Here is a 17,173-nt window from a genome sequence, read left to right on the forward strand (position 1 = left end):
GTGCAGCGAATTGCGCGTCTCCGCACCATCGGCGCCTTCGCCGGCCATCCAGAAACAATCCAGAAACAAAATTCTACAATCCGGAAAAACTCCTGAAAAGGTTGGACGGCATAACGGTGCCGCAGCGGTCAGGTCATTGGCTGCGACGCAAGTCTGCGGGTTACGGATAAACCGATGCCAAGGTTGTCGATCAGTTTGTTGGGTGCGTTGCTGGGCGTTTGCCTGGTCACCGCCGCTGCCGGACAATCGAATGCAAAGGTGACGCTCACCCGGGCCGAACGTTGCGCCAATCTCAGCCGCCAATTTGACGAAGCCCTCGAAACCCACGCCACGGCAACGCAGGTCACCGCGGCGAAGGCACTTCAAAGAAAGGGAAACCGGTACTGCGCCGCCAAGAAACAGGCACAGGGCATCCGGATGCTCGCAAACGCTTTGAAGCTGCTTGGAGTGACGCCGAACGACCCGGTTCAGTGACACTCGAAACTCGACCCGCATAAAAAGGAAATGAAGCCATGAAGAAGTCCCTCCTGTCCGCCCTCGGTCTCGCCGTTGCTCTCGCCTTCTCGATGCCGGTCCTGGGCAACGCTGCCGCCACCACGACCGCTGCTCCGGCTGCTACCACGACGACCACCGCGCCCGCTGCTACCGCTCCGGCTGCCACCGCTCCGGCCAAGGCTGCTCCGAAGAAGGACACCAAGAAGGCCTGCAAGGTGACCAAGAAGCACAAGTGCCCGGTCAAGAAGGCCCCCAAGAAGGCCGCCCCGAAGGCTGCTCCGAAGAAGCCCTGATCGGTCCAAAGTCTGCTTTCCATCAAGGCCGCTCCCGCCGCAAACCGGCTGGAGCGGCCTTCTGCCAAGCGCGTGATCGAAGGGCGGTGCACCGGCGACGAAAGCGGACCGGCAAAACCGGCCCGACCCTGGCCGAAGCCTGAAAGCCGGCGGCTTCCAGCCAGGCGTCTCGATGAAGCTTAACCCGTTCGCAACGCCGGCCGTGTAGGACAGTCCGCATGAAGAAGCGGCTTTCGTCCATTCTGCGTTCGATGGTGCTCGGTGGCCTGGTCGCCAGCGGCGTGGCCAGGGTGCTGATCCTGCTCACCGCCAGCCCGGTGCCGGATCCGGCGAGCGGGCGTACCGAGCCTTCGCTGTTCGCGCCGGCAATCTCCAGCAACTGGGACTACATCACGCCGGTACAGGCCTGGCTGCTGATCATACTCACCGGCGTGACGCTGGGCTGCGTTGTCGCGTGGCCGATCGCTGCGTGGATGGAACGCCGGGCGGATGCGGGCGGAAACCGCCGCATCTTTGGCCGTCAGGGCCGTTGAACCGCCACCAACAATTCCCACATCATTGCCAATGACAGCGCTCATCCGCTGCCAGTGCGCGTGCCAATCAAAATGGACGATCGCTTTCGCCCGTGGCAAAATGCGGGGCGAAACTGTCGATGGCGAGACTGTCGGTTCCGATGCCTGAAATCACCACAAAACCGCGCGTCCAGGTCAAGCCGCAGACCGAACGGCCGAAACTCTACAAGGTCATCCTCATCAATGACGATTTCACGCCGCGCGAGTTCGTGGTGACGGTGCTGAAGGGCGAGTTCAAGCTCAGCGAAGACCAGGCGCACAGGATCATGATCACCGCGCATCGGCGTGGCGTCTGCGTCGTCGCGGTGTTCACCAAGGACGTCGCAGAGACCAAGGCGACACGGGCCACCGATGCCGGCAAGGCCAAGGGTTACCCGCTGCTGTTCACGACCGAACCGGAAGAGTGAGCGGTCGGTTCGCCATAGGCGAATTCATCGTGTCAGTGGCCCGATGAAAGGCCGCGAACGCTGGGGAGTTGCCGCAGGCAACGGGGTCCCCGGCAGACGACCTTTGTCGTAAAGCGTCGAGAGCAATAGCGCCGCCGCTGGGACCTTCGGATTCGGCACAGCAGCAATGCTGGCGTCGCCCCTCATCCGCCCTTCGGGCACCTTCTCCCCGTGAACGGCAGGGCAATCGCATATAGGCGGCCGGGGCTTTCGCTCTACGATTAACCCCCACCCCTAACCCTCCCCACAAGGGGGAGGGAGACTTCCGTTGGCGCTGACATCGGCAGATCGCCGACGTTTTGACACCGAGTAAGAGCGCGCGGCGGCATTCCCTCCCCCTTGTGGGGAGGGTTAGGGTGGGGGTCTATCTTCGTAAGAATCCATATGCGATCGCCCTGCCGTGAACGGGGAGAAGGAAACTACCGTCCCTCGCGGTACCACATCGAACCCATTGCCAGAAGCAGCAGGCCGAGGCCGAGGAAACCGCCAAACAGCGGCACGCGCGAGACGGCCTTGAGCACGCTGTCGTCGGTGGTGCGAAGGCCGATCCAGTCGCTGCCGGACGCGTCGCCCGCCGAGCGCACCGGCACGATGGAGGGCAGCGTCACGTCGCTGCCCGTGGATGGCGCCAGCCGGCGCACGCCGCCGCCGGTCGCTTCCGCCGGCGCCTTCAGCCGGTCCTCGGTGGAGATGACGTCGGCGAATTCCGGTGCATTGACCGGTCCGACATGGGCGAGTGCGGTGAGGTCGCCATTGGCGACCTGATAGAGGCCGATTTCACTGGTCGCGATACTGCCGAGGAAGACGCCGGGTTCGGATTTCTGGAGCTTGACCGTCATCGTCTTGCCGGACGGGGTGATGATCTGCGCGGTGCCCGGATCATCGGCCATGGTCTGGCGCCGGATTTCCAGAACCATGCCACGACCGTCGGCGGTCAGCCGCTCCTCCTCGAGTTCGGGCTCCTTCATCAGCCAGTGCGCAATGCGCCGATAGAGCTGGACATGCGGACCACCGCCCTCGAAGCCACGCGCCCACAGCCAGCCCTGATCGGACAGAAGCATGCCGACGCGGCCTTCTCCCTTGTGGTCGAGCAGCAGCAGGGGCCGGTTGTCGGCACCCTTCATCACCACTTCGCCTTCCGGGTTCTGCACGCCTATGGTGCGGAACCAGCGGCTCCAGTGCGGCGGCTCGGTGGCGGAACCATCCAGCCCGCGCGTCACCGGGTGACGCTGGCCGAGATCGGTGAGGCGCGGATAGAAGGCCTTGTCGACCACCTCGCCGGTCGGCATCGCCGGCAAGGCCGACATCAGCGGCGTGCGCGCGATCGAGCTTTCGCCGGCATATTCGGGGCCGGCCGCGATCAGCAGCGCACCGCCCTTTTCGACATATTCGGAGATGTAGTCGTAATAGAGGATCGGCAGGACGTCCCGGTGCTGGTAGCGATCGAAAATGATGAGGTCGAAATCCTTGATCTTCTCGACGAACAGTTCGCGGGTCGGGAAAGCGATCAGCGACAATTCATTGATCGGCGTGCCGTCCTGTTTTTCCGGCGGCCGCAGAATGGTGAAATGGACGAGATCGACCGAGGCGTCGGATTTCAGCAGATTGCGCCAGGTGCGCTCACCCGCATGCGGCTCGCCGGAGACGAGCAGCACACGCAGGTTCTCGCGGATGCCGTCGATCAGCGCGATGGCGCGGTTGTTGGTGTCGGTCAGTTCGCCCGGCTCGCGATCGATGGCGAGTTCGACGATGTTGCGGCCGGCGCCCGGAATGGTCACCTGCAGCGGCATGGCCTGGCCGACGGTGGCATGCTCGACCGCGACCTGCTCGCCATTGACCGAGACGCGCACGTCGACCGGGCCGGTCTCGTTTTCCGTTGAAATGACCCGGTATGTCATGTCGAGCGGCTTGCCGACGATGCCGAAGCGGGGCGCGTTCTCGAAGCGGATGCGGCGATCTTTTTCGTGGTCGTTGCCGGTGATCAAGGCATGCAGCGGCGCGTTGAAATCGGGTGCGCCGGCCGGTGCGTCATGCACCTCGCCGTCGGTGATCATGATGGCGCCGCCGATGCGCGACGGCGGCACGTCGCGGAAGGCACCCTCGAGCGCGCCGAAGAGCCGCGTTTCGGTGCGCTCCTCGGCGGCTTCGGACTTGCCTGCCTCGACAACGCGCACGTCGAACTGCTTGAAGCGGCCAAGACGCTGCTGGAGCCCGGCCAGCGCCTCGTCCGTCTGCCTGGTGCGGTCGCCGATATCCTGGCTCTGGCTGCGGTCGACGATCAGGGCGACGACGCTTTTCAGCGGCTCGCGCTCCTCATTGAGGAACACCGGGTTGAACAGCGCGGCGGCCAGCGCCAGCAGGGCGACGAAGCGCAACATCGCGCCGCGCTGGCGAACCCACAGGCCGACGAGCGCGAGCGCCAGCAGTGGCACCAACACCAGGGCCAGCAAGGGCCAGGAGATCAGCGGTTCGAAGGAGATCGACCAGTTCATGCGTTACCCCCCTCCCTGTGGGGAGGGTCGATCCGCGTGGGGAGTGCAGGTAAGACCGTCATCCTACTGCCCCAGCCGTTCGAGCAGTATGGGCACGTGCACCTGGTCGGATTTGTAGTTTCCGGTCAGCATGTACATCATGATGTTGACGCCGGCGCGCAGCGCGTAGATGCGCTGCATCGGGTCCGCGGGCACTGTCGGCAGCAACGGATCGCCATTCCCGTCGACCGCCCAGGCGCCGGCGAAATCATTGGCGGTGATCATGATCGGCGAAACGCCGTCGCCGGTGCGCACCGGCCGGTTCTCGGCGTTGCTGGCATCGAGCGATGCCTCGACCCAGAGCGGGCTGCCGGCGAAACGGCCAGGAAATTCGGGCAGGATGAAGAAGGATTTGGTCAGCACGTGGTCGGACGGCACCGGCTCCAGCGGCGGCACGTTGAGGTTGCCGAGGATGTCGCGCAGCCGCTCCGTCGCCGGGCTGGCCGAATCGGCGCCGATGCCGTTGGCGAACTGGTCGCGCGTGTCGAACAGCACCGTCCCGCCCTGCTGCATATAGGCGTCGATGCGGGCGATCGCGGCCTGGCTCGGCATCGGTGCCGCTGGATCGATCGGCCAGTAGATCAAGGGATAGAACGACAGCTCGTCCTTCGATATGTCGACACCCGCGGGTGCGCCCGGTTCCAATGCGGTCTTCTCGATCAGGAAGCGGGTCAGGCCCTCCATGCCGGCGCGGCTGATCGCGTCGTCGCCCGGCACGCCGGTCAGCACATAGGCAATGCGGGTTTTCGAAATCGCCTCGATTGCCGCCTGGTCGCCCGGTTTGGCGTCGTCGGCGCGGGCAAGGTCGGCATGGCCGAACAGCGCGCCGAGCGCAATCAGGATCGCGGCGGTGGTTGCCACGGCACCGGCACGGCGCCGACGGCGCGAAAACAGTCCGCCCATCCACAACACCACCAGCGTATCGAGCAGCATCAGCGCCAGGGCGGCCACGACCAGCGCGCCCTTCAGGTTGCGCGATTCATCAAACGCATACTGGATCGATGTGACGGGTACAGTGATTTGCGGGCGCGCCAGCGGCGCGAAAGTGCTTGTGGATTCAAGCAGGTTGTGGGCGAAGACGCCGGTCTCGGAGCCGTAGAGGCCAGGCGGGTTCTCGAAAGTCACAGGCAACGGGCCGGCGGCCGGCACCAGCGGCCGCGCATCCGGCGTCGGCGGCACCAGCGAGCCGTCGGCCGATATCATGCGATAGGGCGCCAGCGAGGTGGCGGCGGCTTCGGCACTGGCGACCGCCGCGCCCTGGTTGCGCGACAGCTGCACGAGGCGGCGCAACATCTCGACGAAGCTGCCCGAGATCGGCAGGTTCGACCATGTCGCCTCGGGCGTGACGTGGAACAGCACCAGCGTGCCCTTGCCTTTCTTCAGACCGGTGACCAGCGGCGTGCCATCGGCAAGTGCCGCCCAGGTGCGCTCGACGATATCGGGCGTCGGCTCGGCCAGCACCTGTCTGGTGACGGTGACCTCCGTGGGCGGGGCAAGATCGGCGAACGGGCCGGCCTTGGGAAATTCGGTGACCGGCTGCGGCGATGTCCATGACAGCGCACCGCCGAGCGAGCGCTCGCCGGTGCGCAGGCGGACCGGCAGCAGGTCATCGTCATTGCCGGCGGCGGCCAGCCGCGAGCCGGCGAAACGCACCAGCGTGCCGCCATTGTCGACCCAGTCGACCAGCCTTTGCCGGACCTGTGCGGGAATGGTGCCGATATCGGCCATGACAATCATCGCCGGCTTCTGGTCGAGGATTTGCGGGATGGCGTCGGCGAGGTCGGCGCTGGAGGGCTCGACGAGATCGGCGAAGGGCTGCAGCGCGCGCCTGATGTAATAGAGCGGCGACAGAAGCGGCTGTGCCTGGTCGGCCTCGGCCTGCGACAACAGTCCGACGCGACGGCGCTTGGAACTTTCGTCGAGGACGCGGACCGCACCGGCCTGGCGCTCGCCGTCGAGCGCGATCGAGGCGAAGTCGTTGCGCAGTTCGAACGGCACCGCCATGGTGCCGGTGGCGGTGGATTCGCCCGGCGCAAAGGTCAGCGTCGCGTCGGCGATGCGGCGGCCCTTGTCGTCGAAGGCGCCGGCGGTGACCTGCGCCGGGGCTGGGTCGCCCGGTGCGCGGATAGCGGTCAGCGCAAAGCCGTCGACCTGGTTGTCAGCGGCGGTCAGGCCGGCCAGCGAAAGCCGGTCGGCGGTCGCCCAGACGACGCGGGCGGCATTTCTGGACAAAAGCGTGTTGAAGGCGGCCTCGTCACCCTTTGCCGCCAGGCCATTGGCGAGCACGGCGACGCTGGCGCCAGGCAAGGTGTCCAGCACGCCGGCGACGCGGGCATAGACGGCGGGCCGGTCGGTTGGAATCGGTCGCGGCTTGGCGGCGCGCAGCCGGTCAAGGGCCGTGGCGGCATCGAAGGGGCCGATTTCCGAATTGGGCTTTTCGGCGGTGAAAGCGATGATGACCGGCACGCCGTTCGAGCCGGCGTCGGCTATCAGCCGCTCGGCGGTGGCGACGCGCTTGCCCCAATCGGCGGCACTTGCCCAATCATTGTCTATGACGAGCGCGAGGGCCGCACCCTCGGCGGGAAGCTTTTCGCGCGGATTGAACACCGGTTCGGCGAGTGCCGCGACGACCAGGGCCGCCATCAGGAGCCTGAGCAGCGTCAGCCACCACGGGCTTTGCTGCGGCGTCTCCTCGCGCTTCAGCACCCGTGCCAGGATGTTCAGCGGCGGGAAGATTTCGGTTTGCGGCTTCGGCGGCGTCAGCCGCAACAGCCACCAGATCACCGGCAGCGCCAGCAGGCCCCACAGCACCATGGGAGCGCCAAAGGAGAGCGGCAGCCAGCTCATGCGCCGACCTTTCCGGCATGATCGGCGGTCAGCCCGGCATGACCGCCACCGGTCAGCCCGGCATGACCACTGGCGGTCAGCCCGGCATGACCGCCACCAGCGATCAGCCCGGCATAACCGCCACCAGCGATCAGCCCGGCATAACCGCCATCGGCGGTCATGGCCATGTGCAGGCGGACCAGCGCGTCGGAAGCCAGCCGATCCGTATGGTTGACGGTAAAGCTCCAGCCGAGGCGCTTGCACCAGGCGGCCAGTTCCTGGCGCCGGGCGATGTAGAGCAGGCGGTACTCATCGCCGAGCATTTCGGCGCGACCGGCGGTCAGCTTGTCGCCGGTCTCGGGATCGGTGAACTCGGTGCGGCCGGCATAGGGGAAGGTTTCCTCGGCCGGGTCGGCGACCTCGATCAGGTGGGCGCGCACGCCATGCCGGGCGAGCACATCAAGCCAGGCCATCGTTTCCTCGACCGGGTCGAGGAAATCGCTGGCGATAATGATGTCGCAGAAGCGGCGGATGCCGGACAGATCGGGTTTTGCCGGCAACTCGCCGGCGTGCATGAGCTGGGCGGCGATGCGCTCGGCACCGTTGCGGGCGGTGAACGGATCGGTGAGACCCGGCCAGGCGATGCGCTCGCCGCTGCGCGACAACAGCTCGGCCATGGCCAGCGCCAGCACAAGCGCGCGCGATTGCTTGGAAACCCCGGCGCCGGTCGACTTGTAGAGCATGGACGGCGAGGGGTCGGCCCACAGCCAGACCGTATGGGCGGCTTCCCATTCGCGATCGCGAACATAGGTATGATCGTCGCGGGCCGAGCGGCGCCAGTCGATGCGCGAGGCATCGCCTTCGACATAGGGCCGGAACTGCCAGAAGTTCTCGCCGATGCCGCGCTTGCGGCGGCCATGCCAGCCGGCGATCACGGTGTTGACGATGCGGCGCGCCTCGACCAGCAGGTCAGGCACAAGCGAGGCCCGCAAGCGGCCACGGGCGAGCGCGTCGCGCGTCGCCGCCGGGGCCTGGACCTCGCCAATGCGCGCCATCAGGGTCTGGACCCGCTAATTAGGCCGAAATGGTGTGAGGCCATCTGTTCGGATACGCGGAGCGAAGGCGCAGGAAGCCATTCGGCTTTCAAGCCCTTCGCGACAAAATAGTCGGGCAGATGGACCACATCCTCCGGACGCCGAAATGGCTGCAAGCTGCGTCGTCGAATCGCTTGGGCGGGCGAAAGCTCCCGACCTTCGCGATTCTCCTCGCATCTTTTTGCCATTTCAGGCGCCATTTCGATCATACTATCGGGTCCAGACCCTAAATCCCCTTCACGAGCTTCGCCACCACGTCGCGCACGCTGGTGCCTTCGGCGCGAGCGGCGAAGGTCAGCGCCATGCGATGCTGCAGCACCGGCTCGGCCAGCGCACGGACGTCGTCGATCGAGGGCGCCAGCCGTCCCTCATAAAGCGCGCGCGCCCTTGTGCACAGCATCAGCGCTTGGCTGGCGCGCGGGCCGGGGCCCCAGGCGACATGCTTGTCGGTCTCGGCGTTGCCCTGGCCGGGACGCGCCGAGCGCACCAGCGTCAGGATCGCCTCGACGACGCTTTCGGGCACCGGCATGCGGCGGATCAGCGTCTGGATTTCCTTCAGCCGAACCGGTTGCAGCACGTTCTGCGCTTTCGCATCCTCGATGCCGGTGGTTTCCAAAAGGATGCGGCGCTCGGCCTCGATTTCGGGATAGAGGATGTCGACCTGCATCAGGAAACGGTCGAGCTGCGCCTCGGGCAGCGGATAGGTGCCTTCCTGCTCCAGTGGATTCTGCGTTGCCAGCACATGGAAGGGCGCCGGCAGGTCGTAGCGGGCGCCGGCAATGGTCACGTGGTATTCCTGCATGGCCTGCAGCAGCGCCGATTGGGTGCGCGGCGAGGCGCGGTTGATCTCGTCGGCCATCAGAAGCTGGGCGAAGATCGGCCCGGAGATGAAGCGGAAGGAGCGCTTGCCGAATTCATCCTGCTCCATCACTTCGGAGCCAAGGATATCGGACGGCATCAGGTCGGGCGTGAACTGGATGCGGCGCGAATCGAGGCCGAGCACGATGCCCAGCGTCTCGACCAGCTTGGTCTTGGCGAGGCCCGGCACGCCGACCAAAAGCGCATGGCCGCCGGCCAAAAGCGCCACCAGCGTGCGCTCGACGACGTTCTCCTGGCCGAAGATGACCCGGCCGACCCCGTCGCGGACCTTGGAAATATCGGCCAGCGCCCTCTCGGCCTCGGCGATCATGTCCTTTTCGCTGATCGGGCTTTCCTTGACCATCACGCTCATGCCGCATCGATCCTTGTGGTTGGAAATACCGGCCCGCACCATAGCACAGGTTGCCGCGATTCGGCCTCGCGTGGCGCCTATGCCAAAACTTAAATCACAGACCTAGGCTGACAAGCGGAACAACAGTGACTATTTCGTGACCATGACGGAACACTCCGAACATCGCGAACAAAGCCTTACAACCGCCACCGAGGCGCGCGGTCTCGAGGCGCTGATCTCGCGTGCCGCCCGCGCCGGCAAGGGCGCGGCGCCGGTGGAACGCTGGAATCCCGACTTCTGCGGCGATCTCGACATGGAGATCAGGGCCGACGGCACCTGGTTTTACCTGGGCACGCCGATCGGGCGCATGCCGCTGGTGCAGCTTTTCTCCTCCGTGTTGCGCAAGGACGCGGACGGCAGGACCTATCTGGTAACGCCTGTGGAAAAGGTCGGCATCCGCGTTGCCGACGCGCCGTTCATCGCCGTCGAAATGGATGTTTCGGGCAGCGGTGACGCGCAAGCCATTACCTTCCGCACCAATGTCGGCGATGTCGTGGAAGCCGGGCCGGAGCGGCCGCTGCGCTTCGTCGACGAAAGCGAGACCGGCGGGTTGAAGCCCTATGTGCTGGTGCGCGGCCGGCTGGAGGCGCTGGTGGCGCGGCCGGTGATGTACGAGCTGGTCGGGCATGGCGAGGAAATCGCGATCGGCGGCAGGACCATGTTCGCCGTGCGCTCGAAGGGCGCGGTGTTTCCAATCATGCCGGCGGACCAACTGAAGCGGCTGAGTAGGTGATGGACCAGACGACGCAGAGGCCGTTTTCGTCAGCCGATTTTCGCGCGCGCTTTGCCGCGCAGCCGGATGCGCATGCCGGCGACGACTACGGCGATCATCGCTTCAATCCCGGCCATCCGCGCCTCAGCCAGGCCAAGGCGCTGCGCAATGCCGCGGTGCTGATCCCGGTGGTCGATCACGACGGGGACGCCACGGTTCTTCTGACCAAACGGGCCGAAAAGCTGCGCAGCCATTCGGGGCAGGTGGCCTTTCCCGGCGGCACCATCGATGCGGCCGATGCCAGCCCCGAAGCGGCGGCGCTGCGCGAGACCTTCGAGGAGATCGGCCTTGGCCGGGATCGCATCGAGATCATCGGCCGCATGCCCGATTACGTTGCCGGCAGCGGCTATCGCATCGCGCCGGTGCTGGGCATCGTGCGGCCCAGTTTCCAGCTGACGCTCAACGCCGACGAGGTCGACGCCGCCTTCGAAGTACCGCTGCGCTTCCTGATGGACCCGGCCAATCACAAGCGCGACAGCCGCATGTGGAACGATCTCGAATGGTTCTTCTACGATATGCCTTATGGCGACCAGCGCATCTGGGGCGTCACCGCCGGCATCATCCGTACGCTCTATGAAAGGCTCTATGCGTGAGTGTCTCGATCGCGGGCAGGGTCGACTGGCTCGGTAATGTGCATCTGCAGCGCCTGCTGTCCGTTCTGGCGAAGAACGGTGAAGAAGCACGTGTCGCCGGCGGCGCCGTGCGCAACGCGCTGATGGGCCAAGCGGTCGCCGACATCGATATCGCCACCACTTGCCTGCCGCAGGACACCATCCGCCGCGCCGAGGCGGCAGGCTTCAAGGCGGTGCCGACCGGCATCGAGCACGGCACGATCACGGTGATCGCCGGCGGCAAGCCCTATGAGACCACCACCCTGCGCGCCGACATCGAGACCGACGGCCGGCGTGCCAAGGTGTCGTTCGGGCGCGACTGGAAACTTGACGCCGAGCGGCGCGATTTCACCATCAACGCGCTCTATGCGGAGGCCGACGGCACGGTTGTCGACCTGGTCGGCGGCGTCGCCGACATCGAGGCGCGCCGGCTGCGCTTCATCGGCGATCCGGAAGCGCGCATCCGCGAGGATTATCTGCGCATCCTGCGGTTCTTCCGCTTCTTCGCCTGGTACGGCGACGGCCGGCCGGACGCCGAAGGGCTGAAAGCCTGTGCCCGGCTGAAGGATGGGCTGGTCCAGCTTTCGGCCGAGCGCATCTGGTCCGAGCTGAAGAAGCTCTTGTCGGCGCCCGATCCATCGCGGGCGCTGCTGTGGATGCGCCAGGCCGGCGTGCTGACCGGCGCGCTGCCCGAGAGCGAGAAATGGGGCATCGATGCCATCCATGGAGTGACCAAGGCCGAGAAGGATCTGGGCTGGGCGGCGGATCCGCTGCTCAGGCTGGAGGCGATCGTGCCGCCGGACGCGGCGCGCATGAAGACGCTCGCCGACAGGCTGAGACTGTCGACGGCGGAAGCCGAGCGCCTGCGCCACTGGGCGCTGGCCACTGCCGTCGAGCCGAAGACGAGCGAGAGCGAGCTGGCGAAAAGGCTCTATCGCGGCGACCGGCAGGGATTTGTCGACCGGCTCCGGCTGTCGCTCGCCGGGGCACGGGTGCGTGCTGTCGAGGACACCGACGCGCTGCTCGAGGCCGGCGGCTTTTCGCGACTGCTGGCCTATGCGCTCAAATGGGAAAAACCGCTGTTTCCGCTGAAAGGTGCCGATCTGACCGCGCTCGGCGCTGTTCCAGGGCCGAAGCTCGGTGAGATCCTCAAGAATCTCGAGGCGGAATGGATCGAAGCGGGATTTGCGCCTGATCGCGGCGCGTTGCTTGAACGCGCCGCGAAGGCACTTGAAACTTAGAGCCTGGTTCGACCGCCGCTCCCTGCGGTCCGACGTCGCCGAAAACCGCCATTTGGAACACGGCCGAGGCGACGACCTCGCCGGACGAAGCGTCGCTGACCTACCTGATCGATACGGGAGCGAGGGCGCGTGAAAGGCTTGCCTCGCCCTTGCCGTAGACGGAAGCACTATAGTTGACCAGCGTGTCGGTACGAGCTGTATTGAGCAGATCGTTGGTGATCTGGGTCGGCGTCGCCTTGGTGAACTTGCTGCCGATGATCGCAGCATATCCTGAAATGATCGGCGCGGCGAAGGAGGTGCCATAAAGGCCTGTCTTGCTTCCATCAACACCAACCACGAGGAAGTGGCTTTGCACGAGCGGGTTGGAGCCAGCGTAGTCGGAGTACCAGGCAAGCTGGGCCTTGTTGGTTGTCGTGCCATTCGTCGACAGCGCGCCGACGAAGATCGCCGTTTGCTTGCCGGTCAGGGCGAGGTCGAGATAGTCCTGCTGGCCGCCCGTGACACCGCCCACGGCAACCGCGTCGTTGCCCGCGGCCTTCGAAACAACGGCCGTACCTTTGGTGGCATAGGAGATTATGGAGGCTTCCTCGGCGCTCCATCCGATCTGGTTCGGGCTGTAGCCCGCTTTGGCGTACATGCCATAGCTCAGGTTGAGCACGTTCAGGCCGGGCGCCAGGCCGACGGCCGAACTGGTTGAGAAGTCCTTCGACCTGATGGTCGCCAAGGGCGCAATCATGCCGGCTTCTTCGCGGGTCCATTCACCGTGCCGCTGGGTTTGTACTCCGACGCCGAAATTGCCGGAGAAGCGCGATGAGCTTCTGAAGTCATCGACGATCGTAATCGTGACGCCCTTGCCCTTGTATCCCGCGGCCCAAGCGGCGCCAACGTCGGGGCTCATCCACCCCTGCACCGCTTGTGTGCCCGCAGCAGGGATCGTTGCGCTCACGCATATGGACAGGCCGCCGCCGTGGCACAGCGCGGCCATCTCGTCCGCATCGGGGGCCTCCTGTGCCGATGCTACCGGCGCCGACAGGATGGCGAGGGCCGTGGCGATACCGAACTTCCAACGATTATCTGACATATTCCTACCCCGGTTCAAACAAGAGCTAGCATGGACGATCGCGAATTTCCGGTGGCCACGTGACGTCTCACGCACCCCTCGCGATCAGAAAGTAACACGGTAATTCAGCCAGAGATGCTGGCTCTCCGGTTTAGCGTTAACCAGATATTTCAAGGTTTCCTCAGGCGCCAGCTGGCTGGCCGCGAGCCGGCAATTGACGCTGTAGGTACCCAAATCGCCGTAGCTTGCCTCGCAGGGCTTTTCGGTGAGCTTGCCGCCGATGGTCGTGGTGAGCGACAGGGAAAGGGTGCTGTTCGGACTCGGATGCATCTGGGTGAGGAAACCAAGCTTGAGGCTGGGCTCGATGCGATACTTCTCGCCTTCTTCTCCGGTCCCAAATCCCCAAAGGATGCCGGTATCCTCCGTGATCTGGGTCAGCAGGTCCACGTGCATGTCGACCCAGCTCGCGCGGTACCATTGGTTGAACGATACCCGGCTGCCGTTCTGCAGTTCATAACCGCCGTCGCCCAGGCCTCTCGCCTGATCGCTGAGCGGCGAGCCCTGATGGATGTCGACCACCGATGTCGTCATTTCCTGGGCAATCGCCGGAGACGCCCCAAGGAGCGCGCACAGCAGGAGCGCCGTCGTGCGGAAACTCACTCTATTGCCGGACTTTTCGCGCATGCGCGAAACACCTCGCCCCACCGACTCCGGACCAGTGCCTGGCGGCGACGGGCTTCTCTGGCAGCCCTCTGTAGCCGGGATTATCCGCCTGACAGTCGCACGGGTTCGGTTACCGCAGGGTTTACCTTAGCTGAGGCAAATGTAATTTATTGACCTCGCAGGCTGTGGGTCGCGCCGCGCCGAAACGGATTCATGCGCCGCGCTTGCGTCTTTAGTTTTCATGCATGTCGTTGTCCCGATACCCGGGCACCTTTTGGGCGACATGCATTGGATCGCCCGCGACGGCGTCAAACGCCAATCGCGGGCATCGCCGCCCAACGCTCTTGATCTGCTTGCACTCAATCTTGAGGTGACAAACCCCAGGCCGCGCAAAACCTACGCGGCGTCGCGGACCTTCTCGATGCGCGAGCGGATCGCCTCGATCATCGTCTCGCGGATGACCGTCTCGCCATGCGTCTCGCGCATGTGCTCGACGGCACGGCGCATCACTTCGGCCTCCTCGTCGGCACGTGTGTGCCAGTCACAGCCGGGAACGAGCGACCCGCAGTGAAATTCCTTCATGGGATTTCTCCTTTTTCCTCCGTGGAGCCTGGTCGAGGCTCCGGCACTTTTTGGCCCATCGTCCAATTCCGGGGTCGGATCTTCGGACCACGAGCGGGAGGGACTTTAACACGGAAGGGGCGGTCTGGTTGCATCAAAGCGCCGCGCGACTTCCGCTTACCAGGCGTTTACGGCCAGCGGACCTCGGGCGGCAGGCTGGACAGGATGGATGCGACATTGCCGCCGGTCTTCAGGCCGAAGATGGTGCCGCGATCGTAAAGCAGGTTGAATTCGACATAGCGGCCGCGGCGGATGAGCTGTTCGTCGCGGTCGCCGTCGGTCCAGTTCTCGTTGAAATTGGCGCGCACGAGGTGGCCGTAGACGACGAGAAAGGAGCGCCCGACATCCTGGACGAAGTTGAAGTCGGCATTCCAGCCGCCCTTGTCCTCGCCCGAATGCAGCCAGTCGAAAAAGATGCCACCGGTGCCGCGCGGCTCGTTGCGATGCGGCAGATAGAAGTACTCGTCGCACCATGCCTTGAATTTCGGGTAATCGGCGATGTCGGCGTTCTTCTCGCAAGCGAACTGCATGGCGCGATGGAAGGCTGTTGTATCGGGGTCGTCCTGGACGCGGCGGCGGTCGAGCACCGGCGTCAGGTCGGCGCCGCCGCCGAACCATTGTCTGGATGTGACCACCATGCGCGTGTTCATGTGCACGGCCGGCACGTTGGGGTTCCAGGGGTGTGCGATCAGCGAAATGCCGGAGGCCCAGAAGCGCGGGTCTTCCTCGGCGCCGGGCATCTGCTTCCTGAATTCCGGCGAGAACTCGCCGTAAACGGTCGAGGTGTGGACGCCGACCTTTTCGAAGACGCGGCCGTGCATCATCGACATTGTGCCGCCGCCGCCCTTGCCTTGATCACGCTCCCACGGTGTCTTTTCGAAACGGCCCGGCGACCATGAAGCCAGCGGGCCTCGCAGATCCTGCTCGATCTGCTCGAACCCAGCGCAGATGCGTTCGCGCAGCGCCTCGAACCACAACCGCGCCTTCATCTTCTTCTCTTCGATGTCGGCGGGCAGGCCAGCCGGTATTTCAGGTCGTTCCAAGTGCCGTCTCCGGATGCGCGCGGTGAGTCCCTACAAAAGACTCGTCTTTTCCGGGCGCGATCCCTAATCTCTTAAGGAGCAGGGTCAAGTCACTTTGGTTTTGCGCATGATCCTTTCCGAAACCCGATTCCGACTTCGGGGTCATGCGCCAGGTGCAAGGAGTTCTTTCGTGCGCACCCCGGCAAGACCGCCGCTGGATGGCCTGAAGAAAAGGCTCGACCAAAGCCGGGCCGAGCGTGCGCGCGTGCCGCGCGACGGGTTCCTGCGCGAGACCTTCCTGCTGCCGCGCCCCGATGCGCGGCTCAAGGCCAAGGAATGGTTCGAGCGCTTTCCCAAGCAGGCCTACTGGACCGAGATCGAAAGCTGGTTCGAGCGGCCGGGGGACCTCATCGAATTCACCATCAGGCGGTTGCCGGCGGCGGATTGAAGCGCGGCGTGCTCCCGGCAAGGGGGCTCAGCCCGCCACCAGTCGCCTTGCGCCGGTGCCTTCCCTTGCCAGCCGGTCGCCCTTGTTCCTGAGCGGGCATTTGTCGATCGACATGCAGCCGCAGCCGATGCAGTCGGTCAGCCCGTCGCGCAGTTTCTTCAATTGGGCGATCTTGTGGTCGAGCCCGTCTCGCCAGGCGGTCGACAGCAGGCTCCAGTCGTCGCGCGTCGGCGTGCGGCCCTCGGGCAGCGAAGCCAGTGCCGCGCCGATCTCGGCCAGCGAGATGCCGACCTCCTGCGCGACCTTGATGACCGCCACCCGCCGCAGCACGTCGCGGCCGTAGCGGCGCTGGTTGCCCGATGTGCGGTGGCTGCGGATCAGGCCGCGGGCCTCGTAGAAATGCAGCGCCGACACCGCCACTCCGCTGCGCGCGGCCACCTGGCCGACCGTCAATTCCGTTACTGGCGCCATCCCTGATTTTCCGCTTGACCTCAAGTTAAGTTGAGCTTGTAGCGAAGAAAGCCTGGATGTGCAAACGAAGGAGAAGGCGATGTGCGCCTGGGTGAAGATGACGGGTGGCGAACGCCTATCCGAGCTGTCGGATGGCTTCGCCCGCCACCATGGCGACGGACAACGCGACGTTGATGCTGCGCGCCGCGCCCTGCATGGGGATGGTCAGCCGCGCATCCGCGGCCTGATGGACAGGATCCGGCACGCCTGCGGATTCGCGGCCGAAAAGGAGAATGTCCCCTTTGGCGAAGGCGAAGCTCGTATAAGCGGTCGAGGCTTTGGTCGACAACAGCACCAGCCGGCGCGAGCTCGTCTTGCGCCAGTCCTCGAAGGCGTGCCAGTCGACATGCCGGGTCAGGTCAGCCATTTCGAGGTAATCCATGCCGGCTCGCTTGAGCGCCCGGTCGGAGAGCGGAAATCCGGCCGGTTCGATGATATCGACGCCGAGACCGAGGCAAGCGGCGAACCGCAGGATTGTGCCGGTATTGCCGGCGATATCAGGCTGGTAGAGCGCGATGCGGAGACGATCGTTCATTTCCGCGTCCTTCTAATAAGTGGCAGATCGGCCACAGCGGCTTCGCGGTTTTGGAAATTCCTGGACCTGCGGGTGGCCATTTTCTGCGAAGTCGGGTATGTCAGGTCCATTGTCAACCCGAACCGATGGAGGGGTAATTCATGATGACCATGCACATCCAGCG

Annotated in this window: 18 protein-coding genes; 8 read left to right on the top strand and 10 right to left on the bottom strand. The window is 65.0% G+C overall.

What is annotated here, in order from left to right; translation table 11 throughout:
* The first annotated feature begins 174 nt into the window (after window positions 1-174).
* From OOJ09_RS10520 to clpS, 4 genes are all read left to right on the top strand, one after another.
* A complete protein-coding gene (locus OOJ09_RS10520) occupies window positions 175-474 on the top strand; it encodes a hypothetical protein (RefSeq protein ID WP_269905152.1) in 300 nt (99 codons plus the stop codon).
* Between the two features lie 38 nt (window positions 475-512).
* Window positions 513-788, top strand: coding sequence for a hypothetical protein (locus OOJ09_RS10525; protein ID WP_269905153.1), 276 nt, complete (start codon window positions 513-515; stop codon window positions 786-788).
* A 218-nt stretch (window positions 789-1,006) separates the two neighbouring features.
* The gene (locus OOJ09_RS10530) at window positions 1,007-1,321 is read left to right on the top strand and encodes a hypothetical protein (RefSeq protein WP_269905154.1); all 315 of its coding nucleotides are present in this window, start codon (window positions 1,007-1,009) and stop codon (window positions 1,319-1,321) included.
* 140 nt (window positions 1,322-1,461) lie between these two features.
* Complete coding sequence (gene clpS, locus OOJ09_RS10535; protein WP_091579443.1) at window positions 1,462-1,767, top strand: ATP-dependent Clp protease adapter ClpS; 306 nt, start codon at window positions 1,462-1,464, stop codon at window positions 1,765-1,767.
* Between the two features lie 458 nt (window positions 1,768-2,225).
* Here the strand turns inward: clpS and OOJ09_RS10540 are convergent, their stop codons facing one another.
* The 4 genes from OOJ09_RS10540 to OOJ09_RS10555 form a co-directional block, all read right to left on the bottom strand.
* The gene (locus tag OOJ09_RS10540) at window positions 2,226-4,298 is read right to left on the bottom strand and encodes a hypothetical protein (RefSeq protein WP_269905155.1); all 2,073 of its coding nucleotides are present in this window, start codon (window positions 4,296-4,298) and stop codon (window positions 2,226-2,228) included.
* A 63-nt stretch (window positions 4,299-4,361) separates the two neighbouring features.
* A complete protein-coding gene (locus OOJ09_RS10545; RefSeq protein WP_269905156.1) occupies window positions 4,362-7,184 on the bottom strand; it encodes a DUF4159 domain-containing protein in 2,823 nt (940 codons plus the stop codon).
* Window positions 7,181-8,218: a DUF58 domain-containing protein gene (locus OOJ09_RS10550; protein WP_269905157.1), complete on the bottom strand. Its 1,038-nt coding sequence runs from the start codon at window positions 8,216-8,218 to the stop codon at window positions 7,181-7,183. The genes OOJ09_RS10545 and OOJ09_RS10550 overlap by 4 nt, the downstream gene beginning before the upstream one ends.
* 265 nt (window positions 8,219-8,483) lie before the next feature.
* On the bottom strand, window positions 8,484-9,488 hold the full coding sequence (locus OOJ09_RS10555; RefSeq protein ID WP_269905158.1) for an AAA family ATPase: 1,005 nt from the start codon (window positions 9,486-9,488) through the stop codon (window positions 8,484-8,486).
* A 142-nt stretch (window positions 9,489-9,630) separates the two neighbouring features.
* Here OOJ09_RS10555 and OOJ09_RS10560 point away from each other — a divergent pair, with 142 nt between their 5' ends.
* The 3 genes from OOJ09_RS10560 to OOJ09_RS10570 are packed head-to-tail and all read left to right on the top strand — an operon-like array spanning window position 9,631 to window position 12,151.
* The gene (locus OOJ09_RS10560; protein WP_269905285.1) at window positions 9,631-10,260 is read left to right on the top strand and encodes a DUF1285 domain-containing protein; all 630 of its coding nucleotides are present in this window, start codon (window positions 9,631-9,633) and stop codon (window positions 10,258-10,260) included.
* Window positions 10,260-10,892, top strand: a complete 633-nt coding sequence (locus OOJ09_RS10565) for a CoA pyrophosphatase (RefSeq protein ID WP_269905159.1) — start codon at window positions 10,260-10,262, stop codon at window positions 10,890-10,892. Before OOJ09_RS10560 ends, OOJ09_RS10565 begins: the two co-directional genes overlap by 1 nt.
* Complete coding sequence (locus tag OOJ09_RS10570; RefSeq protein WP_269905160.1) at window positions 10,889-12,151, top strand: CCA tRNA nucleotidyltransferase; 1,263 nt, start codon at window positions 10,889-10,891, stop codon at window positions 12,149-12,151. Before OOJ09_RS10565 ends, OOJ09_RS10570 begins: the two co-directional genes overlap by 4 nt.
* Before the next feature lie 100 nt (window positions 12,152-12,251).
* Here OOJ09_RS10570 and OOJ09_RS10575 read toward each other — a convergent pair whose 3' ends face one another.
* The 4 genes from OOJ09_RS10575 to hemF form a co-directional block, all read right to left on the bottom strand.
* Complete coding sequence (locus OOJ09_RS10575) at window positions 12,252-13,232, bottom strand: S8 family serine peptidase (protein WP_269905161.1); 981 nt, start codon at window positions 13,230-13,232, stop codon at window positions 12,252-12,254.
* Window positions 13,233-13,316: 84 nt separating this feature from the next.
* On the bottom strand, window positions 13,317-13,895 hold the full coding sequence (locus OOJ09_RS10580) for a hypothetical protein (RefSeq protein ID WP_269905162.1): 579 nt from the start codon (window positions 13,893-13,895) through the stop codon (window positions 13,317-13,319).
* Window positions 13,896-14,270: 375 nt separating this feature from the next.
* Window positions 14,271-14,456 carry a DUF1059 domain-containing protein gene (locus tag OOJ09_RS10585; protein ID WP_027044022.1) on the bottom strand — a complete coding sequence of 62 codons (186 nt, stop codon included), beginning with the start codon at window positions 14,454-14,456 and terminating at the stop codon, window positions 14,271-14,273.
* 167 nt (window positions 14,457-14,623) lie between these two features.
* The gene (gene hemF / locus OOJ09_RS10590; RefSeq protein WP_269905163.1) at window positions 14,624-15,538 is read right to left on the bottom strand and encodes an oxygen-dependent coproporphyrinogen oxidase; all 915 of its coding nucleotides are present in this window, start codon (window positions 15,536-15,538) and stop codon (window positions 14,624-14,626) included.
* Window positions 15,539-15,707: 169 nt separating this feature from the next.
* On the opposite strand from hemF, the gene OOJ09_RS10595 reads away from it, so the two are divergent.
* Window positions 15,708-15,965, top strand: coding sequence for a hypothetical protein (locus tag OOJ09_RS10595; RefSeq protein WP_269905164.1), 258 nt, complete (start codon window positions 15,708-15,710; stop codon window positions 15,963-15,965).
* A gap of 27 nt (window positions 15,966-15,992) precedes the next feature.
* On the opposite strand, the gene soxR is transcribed toward OOJ09_RS10595, so the two are convergent.
* Together soxR and OOJ09_RS10605 are read right to left on the bottom strand one after the other, a co-directional pair.
* Window positions 15,993-16,436, bottom strand: coding sequence for a redox-sensitive transcriptional activator SoxR (soxR, locus tag OOJ09_RS10600; protein WP_269905165.1), 444 nt, complete (start codon window positions 16,434-16,436; stop codon window positions 15,993-15,995).
* Window positions 16,437-16,551: 115 nt separating this feature from the next.
* On the bottom strand, window positions 16,552-17,010 hold the full coding sequence (locus OOJ09_RS10605) for a tRNA (cytidine(34)-2'-O)-methyltransferase (RefSeq protein WP_269905166.1): 459 nt from the start codon (window positions 17,008-17,010) through the stop codon (window positions 16,552-16,554).
* Window positions 17,011-17,173 lie beyond the last annotated feature (163 nt).

This window comes from Mesorhizobium qingshengii, from assembly GCF_027563465.1.
Classification (GTDB): domain Bacteria; phylum Pseudomonadota; class Alphaproteobacteria; order Rhizobiales; family Rhizobiaceae; genus Mesorhizobium; species Mesorhizobium qingshengii_A.